The sequence below is a fragment of the Streptomyces sp. NPDC047453 genome (assembly GCF_040643155.1).
In the GTDB taxonomy this organism is placed as follows: domain Bacteria; phylum Actinomycetota; class Actinomycetes; order Streptomycetales; family Streptomycetaceae; genus Streptomyces.
Map to the genome: position 1 here is coordinate 112,084 of NZ_JBEYTS010000013.1, position 24,204 is coordinate 136,287.

Sequence of the window (24,204 nt, forward strand, 5' to 3'; positions counted from 1 at the left end):
GGCCGGGTCCGTAGGGTGTTCGGGCCGTTGCCGGGTCCATGTACGGGGTCGGTCCCGTGCCGGGCCTCAGGCTCACCTCCCGCCCCCGCGCTCACTTCGCGTCGGCGTAGCACTCCACCACCGCCGTCGTGAACGGAAACCGCACCGGGGTCTCGCCGAACGTCAGCCGCCCCGCCACCTCCGCGGCCTGCCGGATCGCCTCGACGACCGTGTCCGCCTCCCCCTTCGGGCAGTGCACGATCACCTCGTCGTGCTGGAAGAAGACCAGTTCGGCCGCCATGTCCCGGCAGGTGCGGCGCAGCGCCGCGAGCAGCAGCAGGGCCCAGTCGGCGGCGCTGCCCTGTACGACGAAGTTGCGGGCGAAGCGGCCTCGGGCGCGGGAGTTGGTGGAGGCGTACCCCGGCATCCAGCCCTGGTCGGCGGGTGGTGCGGCGGCGGGATCCTCCTGCGGGAGGCCCGCCTCCCCGGTCGCGTCCTCGGTCGTCCCGGCGGCCGGGGGACAGGTGCGGCCCAGCCAGGTCCGTACGAGCCGGCCCTCCTCACCGGCCCGCGCGGCCTCGTCGACGTACGCCACCGCCTTCGGGAAGCGGCGTCTGAGGGCGGCGAGGTTCTTCAGGCCGTCGCCGGAGGTCTGCCCGTAGACCGCGCCGAGCACGGCGAGTTTCGCCTGGGCGCGGTCGCCGGAGAAGGCCCGGTCGGACACCGACTGGTAGAGGTCGGCGTCCCGGCCCGCCACCTCCATCAGCCCCGGGTCGCGGGAGATCGCCGCCAGCACCCGCGGCTCCATCTGGGCGGCGTCGGCCACGACAAGGCGCCAGCCCGGGTCGGCCACCACGGCCCGGCGGATGACCTTGGGGATCTGAAGGGCGCCCCCGCCGTTGGTCACCCAGCGGCCGGTGACCGTGCCGCCGGCGAGGAACTCCGGCCTGAACCGCCCCTCCCGCACCCAGTCCTGGAGCCAGGACCAGCCGTGGGCGACCCAGATCCGGTACAGCCTCTTGTACTCCAGCAGGGGTTCGACGGCCGGGTGGTCGACGGACCTGAGCTCCCAGCGGCGGGTGGACTTCACCCTGATCCCGGCCCGGGCGAAGGCCTTGACCACGTCGGCGGGCAGATCCGGCCGCACCCGGTGGCCGAAGGCAGCGGACACCTCGTCCGCGAGTTCGGCCAGGCGGCGGGGCTCGCCGCCGCCCGCGTACCGCTCGCCGAGCAGTTCGTGCAGCACCTCGCGGTGCACGTCCGCGCGCCAGGGCAGGCCCGCGCGGTTCATCTCGGCCGCCACCAGGGTGCCCGCCGACTCGGCCGCGGTCAGCAGGCGCATACGGTCGGGATGCTCGGCTCGCTCGTGCCGCCGCTGCTGCTCGGCGTAGGCCGTGATCAGGTCCGCCAGCGGCAGGCGCACGCCCTGCGGTTCGAAGAGCGAGGACTGCGCGCCGGGTTCGGCGGAACGGTGCGGCGGGTCCGGCGGTACGGGGCCGCCGCGCAGCCTGGCCAGGGCGGCGGCGGCCGAGCGGGGCTCGCCGTGGCGTCCCTCGTGGCCGAGGAGGAGCGTCTCGGCGTCCTCGATGTCGTAGCACCGCTCCACCCGTACGCCCGCGGCGAGCAGGCGTGGATAGACCTCCGCGGTGGACCGCCACACCCATCGTGTGACGTCCGGCCTGCCGCGGACCGCCTCCGCGAGGTCGGCGGCACGGTGCACCGGACCGGCGGGCAGGCCGTCCCGGCCGAGGGGGGCGACCTCGGCGCCGCCGTCCTCGGCCGGTGCCAGAGCCCACCGGTCGGTCATGTCGGCGAGTGTCGCAGGCGGGTCCGACAACGGCTCCGGCCCACTGCTCGGGAGTGCGGTCAGCCGTCCTGTCCGCCGTCGTGCGGCTCCTGGTCCTCGTCCTGCCGGGCGCGGTCCTTCACCAGCTCCGCCAAGGCCGCCGCGACGTACTCCTCGGTGCGCGCCTTGTCCAGGCCCAGGCCGCTGAGGACGCCCTCGCCGTTCTCCAGCTCCAGCAGGGCCAGCAGGATGTGCTCGGTGCCGATGTAGTTGTGGCCGAGGCGCAGGGCCTCGCGGAAGGTGAGTTCCAGGGCCTTCTTGGCGGCCGAGCCGTACGGGACCAGCTCGGGAGCGTCGGCGGACGCGGGCGGCAGGGCGGCGGTAGCGGCCTCGCGGACGGCGTCCAGGGTGACGCCCTGGGCCTCGACGGCCTGCGCGGCCATGGCCTCCGGTTCGGTGAGCAACCCGAGGACCAGGTGCGCGGGGGTTCCCTCGGCGCTCCCGGCGGCCTTGGCCTCCTCATGGGCGGCCATGACCACCTTGCGGGCGCGGGGCGTGTAGCGGCTGAAGCCCTGGCTGGGGTCGAGGTCGGCCGACTCCTTGGGCACGAACCGCTTCTGCGCGGCCTGCCGGGTGACGCCCATGCTCCTGCCGATGTCGGTCCAGGAGGCGCCGGAGCGGCGGGCCTGGTCGACGAAGTGCCCGATGAGGTGGTCCGCCACCTCGCCGAGGTGCTCGCCGGCGAGTACGGCGTCCTGGAGCTGTTCGAGGGGTTCCTGGTGGACCTTCTTGATGGCCGAGATGAGGTCGTCCAGACGGACGCTCGACCTGATGGTGGGGTTCGTCATGTGTCAACCGTAGGTTGCGCTCCTGGGGGTGTCAACCCGAAGTTGACACCCATGGAATGCCCTGCGGCGGGTTTGTCCACAGGGTGTGGACAGAGTCGCGCGTGCCTCATGGCACGATCGAGCGGTGAGTACGTCCAGCACCGTCGACCGGGCCTTCCGGGCCGCCCTGTATGCACCCTCCGACGACGCCCTCGACGCCGGCGCCTCCCTGCTGGCGGCCGACCCCGCGGCGGACGCCGAACTCTCCCGGCGCGGGCGGGAGTTCGTGGCGACGACGTGGCAGCGCGGCTGGCAGCCCGCCGATGTCGCCCGGATCGTGCGGCGGGAGCTCGACGAGGTCCATGTGCGGCTGCTCGCGGCGCTCGTCCGCGCACAGGCGGCCGACGACCGGCCGCGCGGCCCGCGCTGGGCCGCCCAGCTCGACGGACTGCCGCCCGGGGAACCGCCCCGCGCCGACCGTTTCTCGTATGCCACCGCCGTCCTGGAGCTCTACCGCCTGCTGCTGCGGCTCCCCGCGCTCGAACCTCTGGACGAGCCCGCGCCCCGGGCCGAGTCCCGCATGCTCACCCGGATCCGGGCGCTGCTCGCCAAGGCGGAGGCGACCGGGTATCCGGAGGAGGCGGAGGCGCTGAGCGCGAAGGCGCAGGAACTGATGGCGCGGCACAGTGTCGACGAGGCGCTGCTCGCCGCCCGCGCCCCGTCGCCCGACGCACCCGGCGCCTGCCGGATCGGTGTCGAGCCGCCGTACGAGCAGGCCAAGGCCGTGCTGCTGGACGCCGTCGCCACCGCGAACCGCTGCCGCGCCGTGTGGAACGAGGCCCTCGCGTTCTCCACCGTCGTCGGCTTCGAGGCCGACCTGGAAGCGGTCGAGCTGCTCTACGCCTCCCTACTGGTCCAGGCCACGACGGCGATGACCAGGGCGGAGGCCGCCCAGCGGGCGGGCGGGCGCAAGCGGACCAAGACCTTCCGGCAGTCCTTCCTCGCCGCCTACGCCCACCGCGCCGGCGCCCGCCTGGAGGCCGCCGCCGAGACCCAGGTGACCGCGGACCTGCTGCCCGTCCTGGCGAGCCGGGACATCGCGGTCACCGACCGCGTGGACCGCTTGTTCCCGGAGACGACCACCACCCGGCTGCGAGGGGTGAGCGACACGGCGGGGTGGAGGGAGGGCGCCCGGGCGGCGGACCGGGCCCAGGTGAAGTCCCGCCCGCCACTCGGCGGGCGTGCCGCGCCACCCGCGTGAACGGCGCCGGTCAGTCGCCGGCTTGCTGGAGGGCGGTCACCGACGCGTCCGGGTCGCCCACGTTCTTCCTGCCCTGGACCGGGCCGTAGGACCACGGGAAATCCTGGCTGTCGGACGCTCCGGGCAGGCTGAGCTTCAGTGATGTCACCGCGAGGCTCTTGGCGTCGGCCTCCTTGCCTCGCACGTAGGTGAGAGTGAAGGACGCCGTGTCGTCCTTGGCGAGAGTGAGCTTCTGCGGCTTGCCGGACGTGTCCTGCGGGACGGTCGCCGTGACGTTGCCGCCGGACAGGGTGACGCCCGGGAAGCCCTCCAGGGTGCACCGCGCACCCCGGTTGGTGACGGTGACGGGCACATTGCCCGTGTCCCCGGCGGCGGGTGCGGCGTTGGCCGGACCGACCTGAACCCCGACCTCGCTGATCCGGCAGGCCGTGCTGCCGGTTTTCTTGTCCCCGGAGCCGGTGCCGCTGCCCCCGCTGTCGCAGGCGGTGAGCAGGAGGGCCGCGGCGAGGGCGGTGACGGTGAGCGGAATCGGAATGGCGCGCATGAACTGGTCCCTTGGATCGTGACGATGCCCGAGGATCATCACGCACGAGCAGGCGGCGCGGTTGCCCGCCCCGCGATCGGCTCCGCGCGTCAGGAGCCCAGGCTCGCCGTCGGCAGGCCCGACGGTAGTGCCCCGCCCGCCGACCGGGTGTACGTCTCGGTGCCGAGACCACCCTCCCAGGTAACGCGGAGCGTGGTCTTGTTGACGGAGTCGACCGTGCCGGTCGTACGGGACTTGCACGCGTCGAGGTGGATCACATGCCTCGCGCCCTCCTCGACCGCCGTTCCGGTGCAGATGGTCCGGTCGGTCGAGAAGAGCGCGGCCTGCCTGCCGGTGACGATCAGGACCACGGCCTTGCCACCGGTGGTGGCGAGCCAACTTCCCTCCACGCCATCCCCCTTGGCGGCCGGACCGCCCGTACCGGCCGCGCCGCCGCCGTCATCGTCGCTCGCGGTCGCGCTCACGCCGGGAGTGGCGGATGTTTTGTCCGTGGCGCCGGAGCCGCCGCTGTCGCACCCGGTGAGGGCGAGCGCGCCGAGCAGGACCGCGGCCGCGATCCGCGTCGCCGCGCCCGTCCCGGTCGCCGCCGCCTTGGCCGCCCTGGTCGCCGCAGTCATCGGAAAGCCCCCAAGCTCTGACCGGTCGGCCGCCCGGCGGCCGGTACGACCGCAGCAAGCTATCAGGACCGATCCCTACCAGGAGGCCTTTCGGACCCCGGGCAGATGCCCGGCGTGCGCCTGCTCCCGCAGGCTCACCCGGGACAGGCCGAAGGTGCGCAGGTAACCGCGCGGCCGGCCGTCGGTCTGGTCGCGGTTGCGCACGCGCGGGGCGCTCGCGTCCCGCGGCTGCCCGCGCAACTCCCGCTCGGCGGCGAGCCGTTCGTCCGGTGTCGAGGACGGCCTGCGGATGATCTCCTTCAGCTCGGCCCGGCGGGCGGCGTACCGCTCGACGATCTGCCGCCGCTTCTCGTTCTTCGCGATCTTGCTCTTCTTCGCGATGGCGTCTCCCTGTTCTTCGTTCCTCAGGTTCCTCGGGGTTCTTCAGGTTCCTCGGGTGACTCGGGTTTCTCAGACCCTCACCCCGCGCGCGCGGATGCGCGCCACGGCTGCCTCGACGCCGATCGTGTCGACGGTTTTGACCGCCTTCGCGCTCAGCCGCAGCCGCACGTGGCGGCCCTCGCCCGGCAGCCAGTAGCGCTTGGTCTGGATGTTCGGGTCGAAGCGGCGGGAGGTCCGCCGGTGGGAGTGCGAGATGTGGTTGCCGAAGCCGGGCCGGGCGCCGGTCAGCATGCAGTGGGCGGACACGGGTGACGCACCTCTCCTCGATCGGTGATGTAAATGGAATTCATTTTCAGTAGCATGGCGGCATGGCACGCAACGAACTCCGCCCGGTCGTCAAACTCCGGTCCACCGCAGGGACCGGCTTCACCTACGTCACCCGCAAGAACCGCCGCAACGACCCGGACCGGCTGACCCTGCGCAAGTACGACCCGGTCGCCGGCCGGCACGTCGACTTCCGAGAGGAGCGCTGAGGCCCGCCGTGCGCAACGGAATCCACCCGGCCTACGGTCCCGTCGTCTTCCGTGACCGTGCCGCGAACCACGCGTTCCTCACCCGCTCGACGATGACCAGCGAGAAGACGATCGAGTGGGAGGATGGCCACACCTACCCCGTCGTCGACGTCGAGATCTCGAACGTCAGCCACCCCTTCTACACCGGCACCGCCCGCGTCCTGGACACCGCCGGGCGCGTGGAGCGCTTCGAGCGCCGGTACGGGAAGCGGGGTGGGGCGTGAGCCTGTCGGTGGTGATCGTCGGTGGGCTGCACGCCGACGCCCGGAAGGCGGCCGTCGCGAGGCTCCTCGCCGAGGTGCCCGGCAGTGTCGCGCTCCACCACGACCTGGCGACGGCCTCTGCGGGCACGGTCGTGCGGACCGTCCGGGACGCCTCCGGAGCGCTGTCCCGCGGCGAGACGCCCCTGGTCAACGACTGCGCGTGCTGCGCGCTGCGCGAGGACCTGGTGCCGGAGCTGCGCGGGATCGCCGCCGCCGGGCACGCCCCGCTCGCGGTGGTCGAGCTGTGGGACTCCGTGGAGCCCAAGGCGATGGCCGAGGTGGTGGTGGCCGGCGGGCTCACGGTCACCGGTGTGGTCACCGCCGTCGACCCGGCCCTCGTCCTGCCGTACCTCGGCAACGGCGACGATCTGGCCGACGGCGGGCTCGCCGCGGCCGCCACCGACCAGCGGACCGTCGCCGACACCTTCGCCCGGCAGCTGGAGTACGCGCCCGTGCTCGCCGTCGCCGACTCCCCGGAGGCCGACGACGAGGACCGCGAACTGCTGGCACAACTGCACCCGACGGCCCGCCGGGTCCCGATCGGCCACGGCGACCCGGCGGGCGCCACCCCCGCCCCGGCACGTGCGCGGGAGACCGCCCCGCGTTCGGAGCTGGTCCGCGCCGCCCTCGCCGGATTCGACGTCGAGGCGGCCGCGGCGGCCCAGCACCCGGCGTGCGCGCTGCTGCCCGCAGAGGCCGACGCGCACGGTGTCTCGACGCTGGTCTGGCGCCGCCACCGCCCCTTCCATCCGGAGCGGCTGTACGCGGCACTGGAGGACCTGACCTGCGCCGCCGCGCGCAGCCGGGGCCGGTTCTGGCTGGCCGACCGGCCCGACACGCTCCTCCACTGGGACGCCGCCGGCGGCGCGCTGTGCGTGGAGGGCGCGGGCCCGTGGCTCGCCGCCCTGCCGGACGCGGCCTGGGACCTGGTCCCGCCGGTGCGCCGGGCCGCCGCCGCACTGGACTGGCACCCGGAGCATGGCGACCGCTGCCAGCACCTCGTCTTCACGTCCCCCGGCCTCGACCGCGACGGCCTCGAACGGCTGCTGGAGTCCTGCCTGCTGACCGACGCCGAGTACGCCGCCGGGCGCGAGGCCTGGAGGGGCCTGGCGTCCGCCTTCGACACCCTCCTGGAGGTCTGACCCGATGCCCCGCAAGAGCGACCGCAAGCTCGCCAAGGCCCGCCCCAACCCGTTGGAACAGGCCGGGATCTCGTACATCGACTACAAGGACACCGATCTGCTGCGGAGGTTCGTATCCGACCGCGGCAAGATCCGCAGCCGCCGGGTCACCCGGGTCACGGCCCAGCAGCAGCGGCTGCTGGCGCGGGCGATCAAGAACGCGCGGGAGATGGCGCTGCTGCCGTACTCCGGACGCTGACCCGGTCCGCGGCGCACACGGGCAATAGGTAGGAGATTCCCTACGGTTGACACGTAGGGAATCTCCTACCTAATCTCGTTCGCATGAACATCACTCACGCCTCCTTCGTCACCCTCCCCGTCGGCGACCAGGACCGCGCGCTGCGCTTCTACACGGATGTCCTCGGCTTCGAGACCGTCGCCGACCGGGACCTGCCCCAGGGCCGCTGGCTCCAGGTGGCACCCGCCGGCGCGCAGACGGTCTTCACGCTCTCCGGGCCGGGGATGGGGGGTTTCGAGCCCGGATCGGCTCGGGGGATCATGTTGGTCACGACCGATGTCGACGCCGACTGCGCGCGGCTCGCGCAGGCGGGGGTCTCCGTGCAGGGCCCGGACGAGCTGCCCTGGGGCCGCATGGCCTCCTTCACGGACCCCGACGGCAACGGTCTGATGCTGCTGACCGAGAAGGAAGGTTTCTGACCGGCGCCATGAACGGGACGAGCACCCTATGAAGGGGGCGGGTACCGCCGCGGAGGACCGCGTCTTCGCTGCGCTCGCCAACGCCACCCGCCGCGAGGTGCTGCGGCTGCTGCGCGAGGAGGGACCCCAGCCCGTCCAGGACCTGGCCGACCGCTTCGCCATGCGCCGCCCCAGCCTCTCGGAACACCTCAAGGTGCTCCGGGAGGCCGGCCTCGTCTCCGAGCAGCGCTCCGGACGGCAGCGCATCTACCGCCTGGAGGCGGCCCCGCTGGCCGAGGTGCAGGACTGGCTCCACCCGTACGAGCGGTTCTGGCGCGGCCGGATGAAGGAACTCGGCGCGCTGCTGGACCGTATGCCCGACGACGACCGCACCTGAGCCCCGATCCTTGCGGTGACCGCACCGGGGCACCGGCCCCCATGACGACCACACAGGCACGACCGCACATGAGCACCGACCACGACGACTACCTCACCACGATCCGCGTCGACCAGTTCTACCCGCACCCGCCGGCCAAGGTCTGGCGGGCCCTCACCGAGCCCTCGCTGCTCGCGCAGTGGCAGATGCCGGGTGCCGCGGACTTCCGCCTTCAGGTCGGCCACCGCTACCGGATGACCTCCGTCCCGCGGCCCAACTCCAACTTCTCCGGCGTCGTCGACGTGGAGGTTCTCGCCTACGACGCCGAGCGCATGCTGTCCGTCCGCTGGAGGGACGCCGATCCGGCCAACCCCGCGGACTGGACGCTCACATGGACGTTGGAACAGGAAGGCCGCGGTACGCGTCTCTTCCTGGTGCACGACGGATTCGATCCGGACGACCCGGCACAGATGATGGCGCGGAAGATCATGGACGGGGGTTGGCGCTCGCATGTCCTGCGCGTTCTGGGGCAGACGCTCGAGCGGCTCGGGTGAGGCGGAGTCAGGACTGTAACCGCTGAACCACTCCCCGTGCACGTGCATCTGCTCATGCATCTGCATGTTGAAACAGGGCTATGATCCCGATCAGTTGACCGATGCATCAATGGCCACACCAGCCAGTGCACCACCGGGGAGCGACCTGTGGACCACGACGTTGAGGGCGGGTACGGGGGCGACGTGTACAACGGCATGGCGGCCGCACGGCTGCACGGAGTGGCCTGGCAGAAGAGCCGGCACAGCAACTCGCAGGGCTCCTGCGTGGAGTTCGCGCGGCTGCCGGGCGGAGACGTGGCGGTGCGCAACTCCCGCTTCCCCGACGGTCCCGCACTCGTCTACACGCGCGCGGAGATCGAGGCGATGCTGCTGGGCGCCAAGGACGGGGAGTTCGACCACCTGATAGCGGGCTGACGTGGCCTCGAAGCAGGTGCGCGACTCGGTGCGATCGGTGCGCGACACGGGGTAACGCGCGTAGAACCGTGGCGTCGAAAAGGGCCCCGGTTCGTCATTCGGCGGGTGGCAGCCGGAAGAGCGCCCAGACCACCTTGCCGTCCAGGGTGCCGGTCAGTGGGTGCCAGCCCCAGCTGTCGCTGAAGGAGTCGACCAGGAAGAGGCCGCGGCCCGACTCCGCCGAGAAGTCGTCCGTCTCACGGGCGACCGGGCTCTCCCGGCTGGGGTCGCGCACCGCGCACACCAGTCGCCCGGTCCACTGCAGCAGGTGCAGCCGCACGGGCGAATCGTGGTCGCACGAGTGCGCCGACGACGCCGGCAGGCCGTGCCGCAGGGCGTTGGTGACCAGCTCGGAGGCCACCAGGCAGACGTCGTCGAACCGGTCGCCCAGCTCCCACCGGTCGAGCGTCGTGCGGGTGAACTGCCTTGCCTCACGCACCGCTTCGTAGCGGGCGGGCAGTGCGCAGGAGGCGGCGCTGGACACGGCCGCGGGATCCAGCGGGGGAAGGCCCTGCCGTAACGGCTCGAGCATGGTCGATCCATTCGTCCCCATGCGAGGCACTCCCGGTAATCCGCGGTCGTTGCGATGCAGCGGTGGCGCACGACCATGGTTTCGGATGCGTACAGCAGATGCAAGGGCAGATGCACGTGCACGAGACCGAATTGGACCTTCCCGTACCGCTTACTGGCCATTTTTTCCGCCATCTTCTCGTCATCCGCCGGTCTCCTGCCCGGCTGTCGCCGTGCGGATTCCTCGATCTCTTTCCGTTTCCGTAATCACGCGAGTACAGCTCGGAGTGAATTAGTGGCAGACTGCGGGCCTTGAAGACGGTTGGGGAGGCTGGCGAACGTGAGCGCGGGAGAGCCCGGATCGGTGGTGCGGCGCATGCTGCTCGGCTCGCAACTCAGGCGGCTGCGCGAAGCGCGGGGGATCACGCGCGAGGCGGCCGGGTACTCGATCCGCGCCTCGGAATCGAAGATCAGCCGGATGGAGTTGGGCCGGGTGAGCTTCAAGACCCGAGACGTGGAAGACCTATTGACCCTGTACGGCATCACGGACGAGGCCGAGCGCACCTCGCTGCTCTCCCTCGCCAAGGAGGCCAACGTCGCCGGCTGGTGGCACAGTTACTCCGACGTCCTGCCCAGCTGGTTCCCCACCTATGTGGGACTGGAGGGCGCGGCGTCGCTGATCCGCGTCTACGAGGTGCAGTTCGTGCACGGGTTGCTGCAGACCGAGGCGTACGCGCGGGCGGTGGTCCGGCGCGGTATGCAGGGCGCGAGCGAGGCCGACGTGGAGCGACGGGTGGCGCTGCGCATGGAGCGGCAGAAGCACCTCGTCTCGGAGAACGCGCCCGACCTCCACATCGTCCTCGACGAGGCCGCCCTGCGCCGGCCCTACGGCGACCGCGACGTGATGCGCGGGCAGTTGCAGCACCTGATCGAGATCTCGGAGCAGCCCAACGTACGGCTTCAGGTCATGCCGTTCAGCTTCGGCGGGCACGCCGGCGAGTCCGGCGCCTTCACCATCCTCAGCTTCCCCGAGTCCGACCTGTCGGACGTGGTCTACCTGGAGCAGCTCACCAGCGCCCTCTACCTGGACAAGCCCGAGGACGTCGCCCAGTACGAGAGGACGCTGGAGGAGATCCAGCACGACGGACCCGGCCTCGACGAGAGCCGCGACCTGCTCCGCGGGCTGCTCCAGCTCACCTAGGGACAACCCCTCGGAAACCTGTAGGGGATCCCAACTCCGTTCGGTCGCAAGTACGATGACGCGTGATCAGACCGTGGAGAAGTGATCGGGGGTTGATCGGGCTCCGACTGCTTCGACCGTCTCGACAGCAGGGGATCGAGGGAGCACATGTCGTCCTACTTCACCGACCTGGCCCAGCAGTACATCGACGGCGAGTGGCGCCCCGGGACCGGCTCCTGGGACATCATCGACTTCAACCCGTACGACGGGGAGAAGCTGGCCTCGATCACCATAGCCACGGTCGACGAGGTGGATCAGGCCTACCGCGCGGCCGCCCGCGCCCAGAAGGAGTGGGCCGCGACCAACGCCTACGCCCGCCGGGCCGTCTTCGAGAAGGCGCTGCGGCTGGTCGAGGAGCGGGAGTCGGAGATCGCCGACGTGATCATCGCGGAGCTCGGCGGCACCCGTCTGAAGGCCGCTTTCGAGCTGCACCTCGCCAAGGAGTTCCTGCGCGAGTCGATCCACCTGGCGCTGCGCCCCGACGGCAAGATCCTGCCGTCCCCGGTCGACGGCAAGGAGAACCGCGTCTACCGGGTGCCGGTCGGTGTCGTGGGCGTCATCAGCCCCTTCAACTTCCCGTTCCTGCTGTCACTGAAGTCGGTCGCCCCGGCGCTCGCCCTCGGCAACGGCGTGGTACTCAAGCCGCACCAGAACACCCCGGTCACCGGAGGCTCCCTGGTCGCGAAGATCTTCGAGGACGCGGGTCTGCCGGGCGGTCTGCTCAACGTCGTCATCACGGACATCGCCGAGATCGGCGACGCGTTCATCGAGCACCCCGTCCCCAAGGTCATCTCCTTCACCGGCTCAGACAAGGTCGGCCGGCACGTCGCCACCGTCTGCGCCTCCCACTTCAAGCGCTCGGTCCTGGAACTCGGCGGCAACAGCGCGGTCGTGGTCCTGGACGACGCCGACCTCGACTACGCGGTCGACGCGGCCGTCTTCAGCCGGTACGTCCACCAGGGCCAGGTCTGCATGGCCGCCAACCGGATCATGGTGGACCGCTCGGTGGCCGAGGAGTTCACCGCGAAGTTCGTCGCCAAGGTGAGGTCGCTGAAGGTCGGCGACCCGCGCGATCCGGAGACCGTCATCGGCCCGGTGATCAACTCCACCCAGGCGAACGCGGTGTCGGGCGCCGTCGAGCAGGCGATCGCCGAGGGGGCCACGGCCCTGCTGCGCGGCACCACCACCGACAACCTCGTCGAGCCGTCGGTCCTGACGGACCTGCCCGCCGACTCCTCCCTGCTCCGCCAGGAGGTCTTCGGCCCGGTCGCCTTCGTCATCCCGTTCGACGGCGAGGAGGAGGCGGTCCGGATCGTCAACGACACCCCGTACGGCCTCAGCGGCGCCGTCCACACGGCGGACGTCGAGCGGGGCGTGGCCTTCGCCAGGCAGATCGACACCGGCATGTTCCACGTGAACGACGGCACCGTCCACGACGAGCCGCTCGTCCCCTTCGGCGGTGAGAAGCACTCCGGCGTCGGCCGCCTGAACGGCGAGACGACCCCGGACGCCTTCACCACACTGAAGTGGATCTCGGTACAGCACGGCCGGAGCGGGTTCCCCTTCTAGTGCTGTGACCGGAAAGGTTCACCGGCTCGCGACGCCCGGCACGGCACTCCCCCAGCCTTCGGCCGGGGGGTACCCCCACGCCGCGTGGTCGCATCACCCGAGTACATCCAGTACGCGGGCGACGCTCCGCCTTGCGATGCTCCCCCACAGCCTGAACGGCGTGGGAGGTACCCCCAGCACCGGACGCCGCGAGCTTCCCGGCAAACCTTTCCGGTCACAGCACTAGCCCTAACCTGGAGCCCATGTCAGCGATCCGTCTCCTCGTGCTGGGCGCCGTCCGTCAGCACGGGCGGGCCCACGGTTACCAGGTGCGGGGCGACCTGGAGTACTGGGGCGCGCACGAGTGGTCCAACGCCAAGCCCGGCTCGATCTACCACGCCCTGAAGCAGATGGCCGGGCAAGGGCTGCTGCAGGCGCACGAGACCGCCCCGTCCACGGCCGGCGGCCCGCCCCGCACGGAGTACGAGATCACCGACGCCGGCACCGAGGAGTACTTCCGGCTGCTGCGGGAAGCCCTGGTCTCCTACGGCCAGAAGGCGGACGTCCAGTCCGCGGCCATCGGCTTCCTCGTGGACCTGCCCAGGGCCGAGGCGATCGCCCTGCTGGAGGAGCGGATCCGGCGGATCGAGCAGTGGCGGACGTCCGTCACCGAGCACTACGTCCCCGAGGACGGCCCCGAACAACTCGGCCACATCGGCGAGATCATGAACCTGTGGGTCCACACGGCCGACTCCGACGCCGCGTGGACCCGAGGACTGATCGGCCGCCTGGAACGCGGCGCCTACACCTTCGCCGGCGAGGGCGAACCGTTCGTCGGCGTCCTGGCCGAGGGGGAGCGCAACCCGTACGCGACGGGCGAGCGCCATCCGGAGGACGACCGCTGAGCCCGGCGTGATCCAAACGAGAGGCCCTAGTGGTGGAAGCCGGTGGCCGCGTTCTTGTCCCGGATCAGCGGGTGCGGCTGGCGGCGCAGTTCGGGCAGCAGACGCTTCAGGTCCTCGAGGAAGAGTTCGGCGAGGTCCGCCGAGAACCCGTTCCGGCAGACCACGCGCAGGACGGACAGGTCCTCCCGGTTCGGCGGGAAGGTGTACGCGGGCACCAGCCAGCCGTTCTCGCGCAGCCGTCGGGAGACGTCGAACACGTCGAAGGCCTGCACCTCCGGCGCCGTGGTGAGGGCGAACACCGGCAACTGGTCGCCGCGGGTCAGCAGCCGGAAGTCGCCGAGCGCCTCGATCCGTTCGGCGAGGTGGCGGGCCACGTTCCGGGTGCTCTGCTGCACCATCCGGTAGCCCTCGCGGCCCAGCCGCAGGAACGAGTAGTACTGGGCGACCACCTGCGCGCCGGGCCGGGAGAAGTTCAGCGCGAAGGTCGGCATGTCGCCGCCCAGGTAGTTGACCCGGAAGACCAGTTCCTCGGGCAGCGCCTCCCGGTCCCGCCACAGTGCCCAGCCGACGCCCGGGTACACCAGCCCGTACTTGTGCCCCGAGGTGTTGATCGAGGCCACCCTCGGGAGCCGGAAGTCCCAGACCAGGTCCTCGTCGAGGAAGGGCGCGATCATGCCGCCCGAGGCGCCGTCGACGTGCACCGGGATGTCCAGCCCCGTGCGCTCCTGGAGGGCGTCCAGGGCCGCGCACAGGTCGGCGATCGGCTCGTAGGAGCCGTCGAAGGTGGAGCCCAGGATGCCGACGACCCCGATGGTGTTCTCGTCGCACAGCTCGGCGGCGGCCCGCGGGTCGAGGTGGTAGCGGTCGCCCTCCATGGGCACCTGGCGGGCCTCGACCTCCCAGAAGTTGCAGAACTTCTCCCAGCACACCTGGACGTTGACGCCCATGACGAGGTTCGGGCGCGCGTCCCGGCCGGGGTAGCGATCGGCGTTGCGCTGCGCCCAGCGCCGCTTGAGCGCCATCCCGGCGAGCATGCACGCCTCGCTCGACCCGGTTGTCGAACAGCCCACGGCGGCCGAGGGATCCGGCGCGTTCCACAGGTCGGCGAGCATCGCCACACAGCGCCGCTCCAGTTCGGCGGTGCGCGGGTACTCGTCCTTGTCGATCATGTTCTTGTCGCGGCACTCGTTCATCAGGACACCGGCCTGCGGCTCCATCCAGGTCGAGACGAACGTGGCCAGGTTCAGCCGGGAGTTGCCGTCCAGCATCAGCTCGTCGTGCACGAGCTGGTACGCCGTCGAGGGCGGCAGGGGCGCGTCGGCGAGCCGGTGCTTGGGCGGTGCCTCGGCCATCTCGACGGCCGGATTCGCCTCCCCGTAGAAGGGGTTGACGGACAGGGGGCGCTCGTCGGGCTTCTCGTGTCCTTGGTGCAGCGGCATGGGCTGTCTCCTACGGGATCGACGGGATCGAGGCGATCGATGGGTTTCAGGGGTGATGGGTTCCAGGGGCCGGGGTGTTCGAGGGGCCGGGAGCGGGGGAGCGGAGTCGGGGGAGCCGTCGTGTGCGCGGGGCGCGAGGGCCGGTCAGCGGATCGCCTTGCCGTCCTTCCCGAGCTGCATCAGCGGTCTGCCGGTCACCAGCAGCCAGGCCGGCAGCGAGGCGGCGCACAGCAGGGCGAGAATGGTCGGAGAGGACACGAGGACCGCGGCCGTGAACAGGCTCACCCAGCCCTGCCGGGTGACGGCCAGGAGCATGCCCAGTACGCCCGCCGCCACGCCGAGCGACTCGGGCACGGCGGGCACGAGGGCGTGCGCGGTCAGCCCGAACGCGGCGCCGACGAACACGGACGGGAAGATCCGCCCGCCGCGGAACCCGCAGGACGCGGCGACGAGCAGCGCGGCCAGCTTCACCACGGTCATGGTCGCGAACTGCCCCGCCGTCCAGGCGCCGGGGTCGCGGGTCAGCTCCGCGACCTCCGACAGCCCCTTGAAGAGCGTGAGGGGACCGCCCAGCGCCGCCAGCAGGCCGAGGACGAGCCCACCGGCGGGAAGCGCCAGCATCGGGTGCCCGAGCCGGGAGAAGGCGCGGTGGACGTATGGGAAGGCGTACACGGCGAGCAGGCCGAGCAGCGCGGCCGCGGAGGCGATCACCAGCGCGGCCAGGAGGTCGCCCCCGTGCGGCCGGCCGAGGGGAGGAAGGCCCAGGTCGAAGGTGGGGCGGGAGACCAGCGCGGTCGTCATGGCGCCCGCGGTCCCGGCGGCCAGCGGCGCGAAGAGGCTGTCCCACAGTGCTCCCTTCGTCGGCCGCCCGGCCAGCGCCTCGGAGATGACGAGCGCGGCGGCCACCGGGGTGCCGAACAGGGCGCCGATCGTCGCCGCCTCCGCCAGCACCGGCCACAGCGCGCCCGGCAGCCGGGGCAGCAGCCGGCGGCCCAGCGCCAACGCCAGCGCCACGTTCGCCATGATGATGGGGTGCTCGGGGCCGAGACTCGGCCCGCCGGCCAGCATCAGCATGGCGGCCACCAGCAGCCCCGGCAGCACGCCCGGCGCCACCGGGGCGGCCGTCAGGCCCAGCGTCACCGGGTCCGGGCCCGCGTGCGACCAGCATCCACACCACCGAGTAGCGCCCGATGCCCAGGGCATCGGGCAGGCTTTCCCACAAAACCGCCTGTAACTGCTCCGCCAGCCCGCTCACCAGCAGGAACAGCAGACTGGAGCCGACCCCGACGGCCAGTGCGGGCAGGAGCAGCGGCAGCAGGGCGCGGGCCGGGGTCGCCGGGGCGGTCGGTGCCTGCTGTGCGGTGTCCTGGGCCACGGGCTCACGATAAGCGGACGAAAGCGACACAACATCCGGAGCGAAACACGCTTGCACCTCACGTGGCGTGAGGAGCCACCGTGGACCGCGTACCGAGAAAGGAGCGGAAGTGAGCTACTCCGTGGGACAGGTCGCCGGATTCGCCGGAGTGACGGTGCGCACCCTGCACCACTACGACGACATCGGCCTGCTCGTCCCGGGCGAGCGCAGCCACGCGGGTCACCGGCGCTACGGCGACGCGGATCTCGACCGGTTGCAGCAGATCCTGTTCTACCGGGAGCTCGGCTTCCCGCTCGAGGAGGTCGCGGCCCTGCTCGACGACCCGGAGGCGGACCCCGGCGCGCACCTGCGCCGCCGGCACGAGCTGCTGACCGCCCGGATCGAGAAGCTGAAGAAGATGGCCGCGGCCGTGGAGAAGGCCATGGAGGCACGCAGGATGGGCATCGATCTCACGCCGGAGGAGCGGTTCGAGGTCTTCGGCGACCACGACCCCGAGCAGTACGCCGACGAGGTCCGGCAGCGCTGGGGCGACACGGAGGCCTACCGGCAGTCCCAGCGCCGTACCGCCTCGTACACCAAGGAGGACTGGAAGCGGCTCACCGAGGAGCAGGACGCGATCCACCGGCGCATGGCGGCGCTGCTCGACGCGGGCACGCCGGCCGGCTCCGAGGCCGCCATGGACGTGGCCGAGGAACACCGCCGGTTCATCTCCGGCAGCTACTACGACTGCGGGCACGAGATGCACACCTGCCTGGCGCAGATGTACGTCGCCGACCCGCGCTTCACCGCGACCTACGAGAAGATCCGGCCGGGCCTGGCCGCGTACCTGCGCGAGGCGATCCTCGCCAACGCCGAGCGGCACACCGCGTAGGAGCCCGGGGGCCCGGGTCCCGGCACCCGGGCCCCCGCCGGTCACTCCCGGGCCAGGACCACGGCCGTGCCGTAGGCGCACACCTCCGTGCCGACGTCCGCCGCCTCGGTCACGTCGAAGCGGAAGGCCAGCACCGCGTTGGCGCCCCGCGCGCGTGCCTGCTCGACGAGCCGCTCCATGGCCTGGTTGCGGGTCTGCACCAGCGTCTTGGTGAGCCCCTTCAGCTCACCGCCGATCATCGACTTCAGACCCGCTCCGATCTGGCTGCCCAGATGCCGGGAGCGGACCGTCAGCCCGAAGACCTCGCCGATGACCTTCTCCACCCGGTGACCGGGTACGTCGTTCGTGGTCACGACCAGCACGTCCGGCTGGGGCTCCTGGCCGCCGCCGAATTCATCGATGTTCATGGCGCACAGCTTGGCGTGAGCGGACCGCGCAGCGCCATCCCCAGGGCACCCGTGGAACCTCGGGCGTATACCTTGCGTTGGTAGCTTTGTGCGGCACCGCACGAGGCCCCGCCTCGACACCTCGACGCCGTACACCCCATCCCCCTCAGGAGTCCGGAACCGTGACGACGCTTGCCCTCGGCCCGAGTTGGCTGGATCCGAACCACCTGCTCAACTCGTTCGGCATCTGGGGCCTGCTCCTCATCGTCTTCGCCGAGTCGGGTCTGCTCATCGGCTTCTTCCTGCCGGGTGACTCGCTGCTGTTCACCTGCGGTCTGCTGATCACGTCCAAGCAGCTGGACTTCCCGCTGTGGGGTGCCATCGGCCTGATCTGCCTCGCCGCGATCCTGGGCGACCAGGCGGGCTACATGTTCGGCAAGAAGGTCGGGCCGTCGCTCTTCAACCGGCCCGACTCGCGACTGTTCAAGCAGGAGAACGTCACCAAGGCGCACGAGTTCTTCGAGAAGTACGGCCCGAAGTCCCTGGTCCTGGCCCGCTTCGTGCCCATCGTGCGCACGTTCACGCCGATCATCGCGGGCGTCAGCGGCATGCGGTACCGCTCGTTCCTGATCTTCAACATCATCGGCGGTGTGCTGTGGGGCGCGGGTGTGACGCTCCTCGGCTCCTGGCTGGGCAACATCGGCTTCGTCAAGAACAACATCGAGGCGATCCTCATCCTGATCGTCCTCGTCTCGGTGGTCCCGATCATCATCGAGTTCCTGCGCGCCCGCTCCAAGGCCAAGAACGCCCCCGAGGAGCCGGCCGCCCCCGACCAGCAGTTCGCCGCCCCGTACCAGCAGCAGTTCCAGCAGCCGGTCGTGGACGACGCCACGACCCGCCTGCGCCGCATCGAGCCGCCGCACCACGAGCCCCCGCACCAGTACGGCGACCGGAACCACGCCCCCCAGCAGGAGCAGGAGCAGCAGCAGTACGGCTACGGCCAGCAGTACGCGCAGCCGTACCCGCAGCAGCAGCCGTATCCACAGCAGCAGCCGTACCCGCAGCAGTCCTACGGCGAGCAGCAGGGCGACTACGACCAGAACCCGCAGTACCCGGACAACGGCGGCTACTACCGCGCCCCGTAGGGCGTGCCGGCCGGATCCGCGGGTCAGAACCCGCGGGTCCGCTTCGCGGCCCGGCGCCCCGCGGCGGAGGCGGCGCCCGGCATCCTGAGGAACAGCCGGGAGATCTCCGAGCCGAGATTCACCCCGATCGCGATGGCCATGGCGAGCGACACCGCCTTGGCCAGCGACACCAGTCCCTTGTCGACGTGGTTCTGCGCGATCGACAGCAGGCCGAAGTACGTCGCCGAACCCGGTAGCAGCGGCCCGATCGCGGCGGTCGTGTACGGCAGCGCGGAGGCGAACCGGTAGCGGGACAGCAACTGCCCGAACAGGCCCACCAGGCCCGCCGCCACGGCCGTGGACGCCACCGGGGAGATGTTGCAGACGTCGTGCATGGCGCCGTACACCGACCAGGCGACACCGCCGTTGAGCGTCACCAGCAGCACGGTGGACCGCTCCTGCTGCAGCAGCACGGCGAAGGTCAGCGACAGCAGCATCGCGGCGACGATCTGGAGCACCGGCCGTCGGCTCATGGCGAGCGCGGCGTCCGGATCGAGCGCGGCGCCCAGCTTCACACCGAAGTACAGGACCAGCAGGACGCCGGTGACGATGCCGACGAAGAAGTACATGACCTCCAGCAGGCGCGCGGAGGCGGTGATGTAGAAGCCGGTCAGCCCGTCCTGCACGCCCGCCACCAGCGCCCGCCCCGGCAGCAGCGCGAACAGTCCACCGGTGATGACGGCGGCCGCCTTCACGTCGACGTGCGCCACGGTGAGCGCGACGCCGAGCGCGGCCGGCGGCATCGCGGCGACCGTGAACTGGTAGAACTCCGGCAGCCCGCGCCCGGCGCACAGCCACGCCAGCCGGTCGCCGAGCATCGCGCCGAGCGCCGCGGCCACGAAGACGATCAGGTCACCGCCGACCAGGACGGAGGCCGTGCCGGCGAGCAGCCCGGCGGCCGCGGTCAGCGCCCAGCCGGGGTAGGGGTGCCGGTTGCGGCGGATCTCCGCCAGCCGCCGGTAGGCCTCCTCCAGGGAGAGGTGGTTCTCCGGATCGCTCAGGTCGTCGACGAGCCGGAAGACGGCCGCCAGACGCGTGTAGTCGGTGCCCCGGCGGCGTACCGTCCTCGACGCCGTCACGGGGTCGTCGACCAGGGACGGCTGGTGGGAGATCGACAGCAGGGTGAAGGTGACGGTCGGCTCGCAGCGGTCCAGGCCGTAGGAGCGGCAGACCGCGAACATCGCCGCCTCCACGTCCTCGGCGCCCTCACCGCCCGCGAGCAGCAGCTCGCCGATACGCAGGGTCAGGTCGAGCACGCGCGGGACGGCCGGGCCGCCCTCGTCCGCCTTCTGCACCGGTTCGGGCGCCGGCCGCTCGGCCACCGGCATGCGCAGCATGGTGCGCATCCGGTCCTGCCAGGGGACGTCCTTGTGCAGGTCGATCGCCGGGATGCCGCCCGCCGGGGTGAAGGCGGGCGGGGCCTGGCGGGCGCTGTAGGTCTTCGGCGTGCTGAACGCGGACCCCTCCGGCTCCGCGGCCGGCGGCGACGTGACGTCGAGCCCGTCCGGCACGGCGAACTCGGACGTGGCCTCCGACTCGGTCCCCGTCCTGAGCGTCGCCAGCCCCTCGGGCACGGCGAACTCGGATGTCGTGGACGACTCCGCGTCGGCCGCCGGTACGGCCGGAATCACCTGGGTCGCCTGGGTCACCGAGGGCCCGGCGGGAACTCTGAACGCACTCCGCGCCTCGTCCGACTGCGGCTTGCGGTCCTCCGCGTCCGTCACTGAGTAATGCTCCCTGAACGAAACCTTCCGTCAGGCTCAGTATGCGCAGACGGACGTACAGGTACGCGAACGGCCGCACCGCCCCCGTGGGGATGGTGCGGCCCGTGGGACGCGCGGGGCTCAGTGACCGCCGTGCTCCTGGAAACGCTTGATGGAACGCTCGATCTCCGCCTCGGCGTCGGTGCGGCCCACCCAGTCGGCGCCCTCGACGGACTTGCCGGGCTCCAGGTCCTTGTAGACCTCGAAGAAGTGCTGGATCTCCAGGCGGTCGAACTCCGACACGTGGTGGATGTCCCGGAGGTGCTCCACCCGCGGGTCGGACGCCGGCACGCACAGCAGCTTGTCGTCGCCGCCGGCCTCGTCGGTCATCCGGAACATGCCGATCGCGCGGCACTTGATGAGGCAGCCGGGGAAAGTCGGCTCGTCCAGGATGACCAGCGCGTCCAGCGGATCGCCGTCCTCGCCGAGGGTGTTCTCGACGAAGCCGTAGTCGGCCGGGTAGCTGGTCGAGGTGAAGAGTCGACGGTCCAGGCGGATACGACCGGTCTCGTGGTCCACCTCGTACTTGTTCCGCGAACCCTTCGGGATCTCGATCGTGACGTCGAACTCCACCGGTGGCTCCTCCATGATCAGCACATAGTTCTGGTGATTAAGTGTCCCTCACGCAGGTGTGTGATCGCGAAAGGGGCTGGTGGTCGTGCCGGAGCTGAGAGCCTGGCGGGCCGCGAGACCGCGCCTGGCCCGTCTCGCACGGGCCGCACGGCCGCGGCTCGTACGGGCCGCGCAGGCCGTGAAACCGCCGGTCGCACGGCTCACGGGGGCCGCCGGGTCGCGGCTCGCGAAGCCGATGACCTGGCAGTACACCGCGGGTGCCGCCACGGCCGGGCTGGCGCTCGCCGCCGGTGTGGTGACCGCCGCCGGGCCCTGGGACTCCTCCGGCCAGCGTACGGCCGAGCGGGGCCGGGCCGCGGCACTGGGGCGCACGGGTGGCGCAGATCACGGCCACCGGACCGGTATGCCGGATCCGTCCCGTACATCCGACGCGTCCGGGTCTGGGTCCGACGGCGGGGCGAAGCCCGCGCCCAGCGCCGTGCCGGTGCTCGTGGGCCTCGGCGGCTCCGGCGACCCGGCGCGGCCCGCGTCGGACGCCTCGGCCGTCGCGGCCGCCCTGGACCCGCTGCTGGGGGACTCCGCCCTCGGCACCCACCACGCCGCGGCCGTCGTCGACGTCACCAGCGGCGAGCGGCTCTACGGCCAGAGCGCCGGCGACCCGCTCGTCCCCGCCTCCACCACCAAGATCGCCACCGCCGTCGCCGCGCTGTCCGCCCTCGGCTCCGACCACCGGCTCACCACCCGCGCCGCCCTGGAGCCCGGCACCGGGAAGCTCGTCCTGATCGGGGGCGGCGACCCCACGCTCACCGCCCGCAAGGACGCCGGGAACCTGGCGAGCCTGCGCACCCTCGCCGCCAACACGGCGACCGCGCTGACCAAGCGGGGCGTGACCGAGGTGACGCTCTCCCACGACACCACCCTGTACGCCGGTCCCCTCCTGCACCCCATCGGCGTGAACGACAACCTCGCCCCGGTCAGCGCCCTGATGACCGACGAGGCCCGCACCGACGGCTCGACCAGCGGCCCGGCTCCGCGCGTGGCCGACCCGGCGGCGGACGCCGCCCGCGCCTTTGCCGACCTGCTCTCCGGACACGGAATCCGGACCACGGTCGCCGGCCCCGCCAAGGCGTCCGGCCGCGCGGAGACCGTGGCCGCCGTCTCCTCGCCCCCGCTGTCGAGCCTGGTCGAACGGATGCTCACCAACAGCGACAACGACATCGCCGAGGCCCTGGCCCGCCAGACGGCCGCCGCGACGGGCGGGCGGCCGGACTTCGACGGGGGCGCTGCCGCGATCGCCACCCAGCTGAGGAAGCTCGGCATGCCCCTGACGGGCGCCGACTTCCACGACGGCAGCGGGCTCAACCGCGCCGACCGGCTCACCGCGGACCTGCTCACGGCCCTGCTGGCCAAGGCCGCCGATCCGGCCGATCCCGGCCTCCGCCCGGTCCTCACCGGCCTCCCGGTCGCCGGCTTCACCGGCACCCTGACCAGCCGCTACGCGGACGGCGCGGCCGGGCTCGTACGGGCGAAGACGGGCACGCTGACGGGCGTCAACACCCTCGCGGGCACGGTCGTCGCCCACAACGGCCACCTGCTGGCCTTCGCCTTCCTCGCGGAGAACACCACCGGCCCGGAAGCTGCCCAGTCGGCCCTCGACCACGCGGTCACGACCCTGGCCACCTGCGCCTGCGGCTGAGACCCGCCCGCCACCGCCGCTCCGGCCCCCGGATCCACAAAGGGCACCCCCACCCAGCGCCATGGCCTGCCCCCAGCGGCAGTGCTCACGTACCGTTGACACATGACGAGCATCGGTGGTGCTGCAACTCCCGGGATGGTCGACTGGAATCTCGCGGTCGCGACCGCGACCCGGCTGGTACGGCCGGGTCCCGAGGTGAGCCGGGACGAGGCCCGGGCCGTCGTCGCCGAACTGCGCCGGCACGCCAAGGCGTCCGAGGGGCACGTCCGCGGGTTCACCCGCCTGGGCACCCACGAGGCCCACGACACCCCCGTACTCGTGGTCGACCGCCCCGGCTGGGTGCGGGCGAACGTCGCCGGGTTCCGCGAGATCCTCAAACCGCTCCTGGACAAGATGCAGGAGCGGCGCGGCGGCACCCCCGGCGGCGCGGTCCTCGGCGCCGTCGGCGGCAAGGTCACCGGCGTGGAACTCGGGATGCTGCTGTCCTTCCTCGCCTCCCGCGTCCTAGGCCAGTACGAGACCTTCGCCCCCGCCACCCGCGACCTGCCGGCCGGCGGGCCCCCCGACTCGCCCGGTGGCGGCGGCCGGCTGCTGCTCGTCGCCCCCAACATCGTCCACGTCGAGCGCGAACTCGACGTCGATCCCCACGACTTCCGCCTGTGGGTGTGCCTGCACGAGGAGACGCACCGTACGCAGTTCACCGCCGTGCCCTGGCTGCGCGACCACCTCGAGGGCGAGATCCAGTCCTTCCTCGCGGAGACGGACGTCGACCCCATGGCGCTCCTGGAGCGCATCCGCGAGGCCGCCCAGTCGCTGGCCGGCGGCCGCCCCGAGGGCGAGGAGGACGACGGCGGCCACTCCCTGGTCGAGATGGTCCAGACCCCGGCCCAGCGCGAGATCCTCGGCCGCCTCACCGCCGTGATGTCCCTCCTGGAGGGCCACGCCGACTACGTGATGGACGGCGTCGGCCCGGACGTCGTACCGACCGTGGCGGAGATCCGCGAGAAGTTCCAGCAGCGCCGCGCCAAGGGCGCCTCCCGCCTGGACATGGCCCTGCGCAAGCTGCTCGGCCTGGATGCCAAGCTGCGGCAGTACCGCGACGGCGAGCGCTTCGTGCGCGCGGTCGTCGAGCAGGTCGGCATGGACGGCTTCAACCGGGTGTGGACCTCGCCCAACACCCTCCCCACCAAGGCGGAGATCTCCAAGCCGGCGGACTGGATCGCACGGGTGCACCGCAGGGCCGAACCGTGACCGCAAGTGCGAGGGCCGGGAAAAGCGCGCCGC

At 71.8% G+C, this 24,204-nt stretch carries 27 protein-coding genes and 1 pseudogene; 16 read left to right on the forward strand and 12 right to left on the reverse strand.

Going from position 1 to position 24,204, the window contains the following annotated elements; translation table 11 throughout:
• Positions 1 to 91: 91 nt before the first annotated feature.
• On the reverse strand, positions 92 to 1,786 hold the full coding sequence (locus ABZ818_RS14955; RefSeq protein ID WP_361414227.1) for a bifunctional 3'-5' exonuclease/DNA polymerase: 1,695 nt from the start codon (positions 1,784 to 1,786) through the stop codon (positions 92 to 94).
• A 59-nt stretch (positions 1,787 to 1,845) separates the two neighbouring features.
• Positions 1,846 to 2,613, reverse strand: coding sequence for a Clp protease N-terminal domain-containing protein (locus tag ABZ818_RS14960; RefSeq protein ID WP_361414229.1), 768 nt, complete (start codon positions 2,611 to 2,613; stop codon positions 1,846 to 1,848).
• Between the two features lie 124 nt (positions 2,614 to 2,737).
• On the opposite strand from ABZ818_RS14960, the gene ABZ818_RS14965 reads away from it, so the two are divergent.
• Positions 2,738 to 3,853 (forward strand): DUF2786 domain-containing protein, encoded by a 1,116-nt coding sequence (locus ABZ818_RS14965; protein ID WP_361414231.1) that lies wholly within the window; start codon positions 2,738 to 2,740, stop codon positions 3,851 to 3,853.
• A 10-nt stretch (positions 3,854 to 3,863) separates the two neighbouring features.
• Here the strand turns inward: ABZ818_RS14965 and ABZ818_RS14970 are convergent, their stop codons facing one another.
• The 4 genes from ABZ818_RS14970 to rpmB all read right to left on the reverse strand — a co-directional run bounded on the left by ABZ818_RS14970 (position 3,864) and on the right by rpmB (position 5,701).
• Positions 3,864 to 4,397, reverse strand: coding sequence for a DUF4232 domain-containing protein (locus ABZ818_RS14970; protein WP_361414233.1), 534 nt, complete (start codon positions 4,395 to 4,397; stop codon positions 3,864 to 3,866).
• An 89-nt stretch (positions 4,398 to 4,486) separates the two neighbouring features.
• Positions 4,487 to 5,014: a hypothetical protein gene (locus ABZ818_RS14975; RefSeq protein ID WP_361414235.1), complete on the reverse strand. Its 528-nt coding sequence runs from the start codon at positions 5,012 to 5,014 to the stop codon at positions 4,487 to 4,489.
• 75 nt (positions 5,015 to 5,089) lie between these two features.
• Positions 5,090 to 5,395, reverse strand: coding sequence for a 30S ribosomal protein S14 (gene rpsN / locus ABZ818_RS14980; protein ID WP_361414333.1), 306 nt, complete (start codon positions 5,393 to 5,395; stop codon positions 5,090 to 5,092).
• A gap of 69 nt (positions 5,396 to 5,464) precedes the next feature.
• Positions 5,465 to 5,701, reverse strand: a complete 237-nt coding sequence (gene rpmB / locus ABZ818_RS14985) for a 50S ribosomal protein L28 (RefSeq protein ID WP_361414237.1) — start codon at positions 5,699 to 5,701, stop codon at positions 5,465 to 5,467.
• A gap of 62 nt (positions 5,702 to 5,763) precedes the next feature.
• On the opposite strand from rpmB, the gene rpmG reads away from it, so the two are divergent.
• The 8 genes from rpmG to ABZ818_RS15025 all read left to right on the forward strand — a co-directional run bounded on the left by rpmG (position 5,764) and on the right by ABZ818_RS15025 (position 9,391).
• Entirely contained in the window at positions 5,764 to 5,928 is a 165-nt protein-coding gene (gene rpmG / locus ABZ818_RS14990; RefSeq protein ID WP_122616828.1) for a 50S ribosomal protein L33, read from the forward strand.
• A gap of 8 nt (positions 5,929 to 5,936) precedes the next feature.
• Positions 5,937 to 6,191: a type B 50S ribosomal protein L31 gene (locus tag ABZ818_RS14995; RefSeq protein ID WP_141359621.1), complete on the forward strand. Its 255-nt coding sequence runs from the start codon at positions 5,937 to 5,939 to the stop codon at positions 6,189 to 6,191.
• Positions 6,188 to 7,372, forward strand: a complete 1,185-nt coding sequence (locus ABZ818_RS15000) for a GTP-binding protein (RefSeq protein ID WP_361414239.1) — start codon at positions 6,188 to 6,190, stop codon at positions 7,370 to 7,372. The genes ABZ818_RS14995 and ABZ818_RS15000 overlap by 4 nt, the downstream gene beginning before the upstream one ends.
• A gap of 4 nt (positions 7,373 to 7,376) precedes the next feature.
• Entirely contained in the window at positions 7,377 to 7,610 is a 234-nt protein-coding gene (gene rpsR, locus ABZ818_RS15005; RefSeq protein ID WP_361414241.1) for a 30S ribosomal protein S18, read from the forward strand.
• Positions 7,611 to 7,693: 83 nt separating this feature from the next.
• On the forward strand, positions 7,694 to 8,068 hold the full coding sequence (locus tag ABZ818_RS15010; protein ID WP_361414243.1) for a VOC family protein: 375 nt from the start codon (positions 7,694 to 7,696) through the stop codon (positions 8,066 to 8,068).
• A 28-nt stretch (positions 8,069 to 8,096) separates the two neighbouring features.
• Positions 8,097 to 8,444 carry a metalloregulator ArsR/SmtB family transcription factor gene (locus ABZ818_RS15015; protein WP_361414245.1) on the forward strand — a complete coding sequence of 116 codons (348 nt, stop codon included), beginning with the start codon at positions 8,097 to 8,099 and terminating at the stop codon, positions 8,442 to 8,444.
• 68 nt (positions 8,445 to 8,512) lie between these two features.
• Entirely contained in the window at positions 8,513 to 8,977 is a 465-nt protein-coding gene (locus ABZ818_RS15020; RefSeq protein WP_361414247.1) for an SRPBCC domain-containing protein, read from the forward strand.
• Between the two features lie 195 nt (positions 8,978 to 9,172).
• Positions 9,173 to 9,391: a DUF397 domain-containing protein gene (locus ABZ818_RS15025; RefSeq protein ID WP_361414335.1), complete on the forward strand. Its 219-nt coding sequence runs from the start codon at positions 9,173 to 9,175 to the stop codon at positions 9,389 to 9,391.
• 94 nt (positions 9,392 to 9,485) lie between these two features.
• Here the strand turns inward: ABZ818_RS15025 and ABZ818_RS15030 are convergent, their stop codons facing one another.
• The gene (locus ABZ818_RS15030; protein WP_361414249.1) at positions 9,486 to 9,962 is read right to left on the reverse strand and encodes an ATP-binding protein; all 477 of its coding nucleotides are present in this window, start codon (positions 9,960 to 9,962) and stop codon (positions 9,486 to 9,488) included.
• 354 nt (positions 9,963 to 10,316) lie between these two features.
• Here ABZ818_RS15030 and ABZ818_RS15035 point away from each other — a divergent pair, with 354 nt between their 5' ends.
• The 3 genes from ABZ818_RS15035 to ABZ818_RS15045 all read left to right on the forward strand — a co-directional run bounded on the left by ABZ818_RS15035 (position 10,317) and on the right by ABZ818_RS15045 (position 13,633).
• Positions 10,317 to 11,141 (forward strand): helix-turn-helix transcriptional regulator, encoded by an 825-nt coding sequence (locus ABZ818_RS15035; protein ID WP_361414337.1) that lies wholly within the window; start codon positions 10,317 to 10,319, stop codon positions 11,139 to 11,141.
• A gap of 147 nt (positions 11,142 to 11,288) precedes the next feature.
• Positions 11,289 to 12,749: an aldehyde dehydrogenase family protein gene (locus ABZ818_RS15040; protein WP_361414251.1), complete on the forward strand. Its 1,461-nt coding sequence runs from the start codon at positions 11,289 to 11,291 to the stop codon at positions 12,747 to 12,749.
• Between the two features lie 242 nt (positions 12,750 to 12,991).
• Positions 12,992 to 13,633 carry a PadR family transcriptional regulator gene (locus tag ABZ818_RS15045; protein WP_361414253.1) on the forward strand — a complete coding sequence of 214 codons (642 nt, stop codon included), beginning with the start codon at positions 12,992 to 12,994 and terminating at the stop codon, positions 13,631 to 13,633.
• Positions 13,634 to 13,659: 26 nt separating this feature from the next.
• On the opposite strand, the gene ABZ818_RS15050 is transcribed toward ABZ818_RS15045, so the two are convergent.
• Both ABZ818_RS15050 and ABZ818_RS15055 read right to left on the reverse strand, forming a co-directional pair.
• Positions 13,660 to 15,072: a glutamate decarboxylase gene (locus ABZ818_RS15050; protein WP_361414255.1), complete on the reverse strand. Its 1,413-nt coding sequence runs from the start codon at positions 15,070 to 15,072 to the stop codon at positions 13,660 to 13,662.
• Positions 15,073 to 15,216: 144 nt separating this feature from the next.
• Positions 15,217 to 16,447: pseudogene (locus ABZ818_RS15055) on the reverse strand (ion channel protein).
• 109 nt (positions 16,448 to 16,556) lie between these two features.
• Here ABZ818_RS15055 and ABZ818_RS15060 point away from each other — a divergent pair.
• Entirely contained in the window at positions 16,557 to 17,318 is a 762-nt protein-coding gene (locus tag ABZ818_RS15060) for a MerR family transcriptional regulator (protein WP_361414257.1), read from the forward strand.
• A gap of 41 nt (positions 17,319 to 17,359) precedes the next feature.
• Here the strand turns inward: ABZ818_RS15060 and ABZ818_RS15065 are convergent, their stop codons facing one another.
• A complete protein-coding gene (locus ABZ818_RS15065; protein ID WP_361414259.1) occupies positions 17,360 to 17,725 on the reverse strand; it encodes a YbjQ family protein in 366 nt (121 codons plus the stop codon).
• A 161-nt stretch (positions 17,726 to 17,886) separates the two neighbouring features.
• Between ABZ818_RS15065 and ABZ818_RS15070 the strand changes: the two genes are divergently transcribed.
• The gene (locus ABZ818_RS15070) at positions 17,887 to 18,849 is read left to right on the forward strand and encodes a VTT domain-containing protein (protein ID WP_361414261.1); all 963 of its coding nucleotides are present in this window, start codon (positions 17,887 to 17,889) and stop codon (positions 18,847 to 18,849) included.
• 23 nt (positions 18,850 to 18,872) lie between these two features.
• Here the strand turns inward: ABZ818_RS15070 and ABZ818_RS15075 are convergent, their stop codons facing one another.
• Positions 18,873 to 20,612 (reverse strand): threonine/serine exporter family protein, encoded by a 1,740-nt coding sequence (locus ABZ818_RS15075; protein WP_361414263.1) that lies wholly within the window; start codon positions 20,610 to 20,612, stop codon positions 18,873 to 18,875.
• A gap of 120 nt (positions 20,613 to 20,732) precedes the next feature.
• A complete protein-coding gene (locus tag ABZ818_RS15080) occupies positions 20,733 to 21,224 on the reverse strand; it encodes an inorganic diphosphatase (protein WP_141366388.1) in 492 nt (163 codons plus the stop codon).
• 79 nt (positions 21,225 to 21,303) lie between these two features.
• On the opposite strand from ABZ818_RS15080, the gene dacB reads away from it, so the two are divergent.
• Both dacB and ABZ818_RS15090 read left to right on the forward strand, forming a co-directional pair.
• Positions 21,304 to 22,920: a D-alanyl-D-alanine carboxypeptidase/D-alanyl-D-alanine-endopeptidase gene (gene dacB, locus ABZ818_RS15085; protein WP_361414265.1), complete on the forward strand. Its 1,617-nt coding sequence runs from the start codon at positions 21,304 to 21,306 to the stop codon at positions 22,918 to 22,920.
• A gap of 102 nt (positions 22,921 to 23,022) precedes the next feature.
• Entirely contained in the window at positions 23,023 to 24,171 is a 1,149-nt protein-coding gene (locus tag ABZ818_RS15090; protein WP_361414267.1) for a zinc-dependent metalloprotease, read from the forward strand.
• Positions 24,172 to 24,204: the final 33 nt, after the last annotated feature.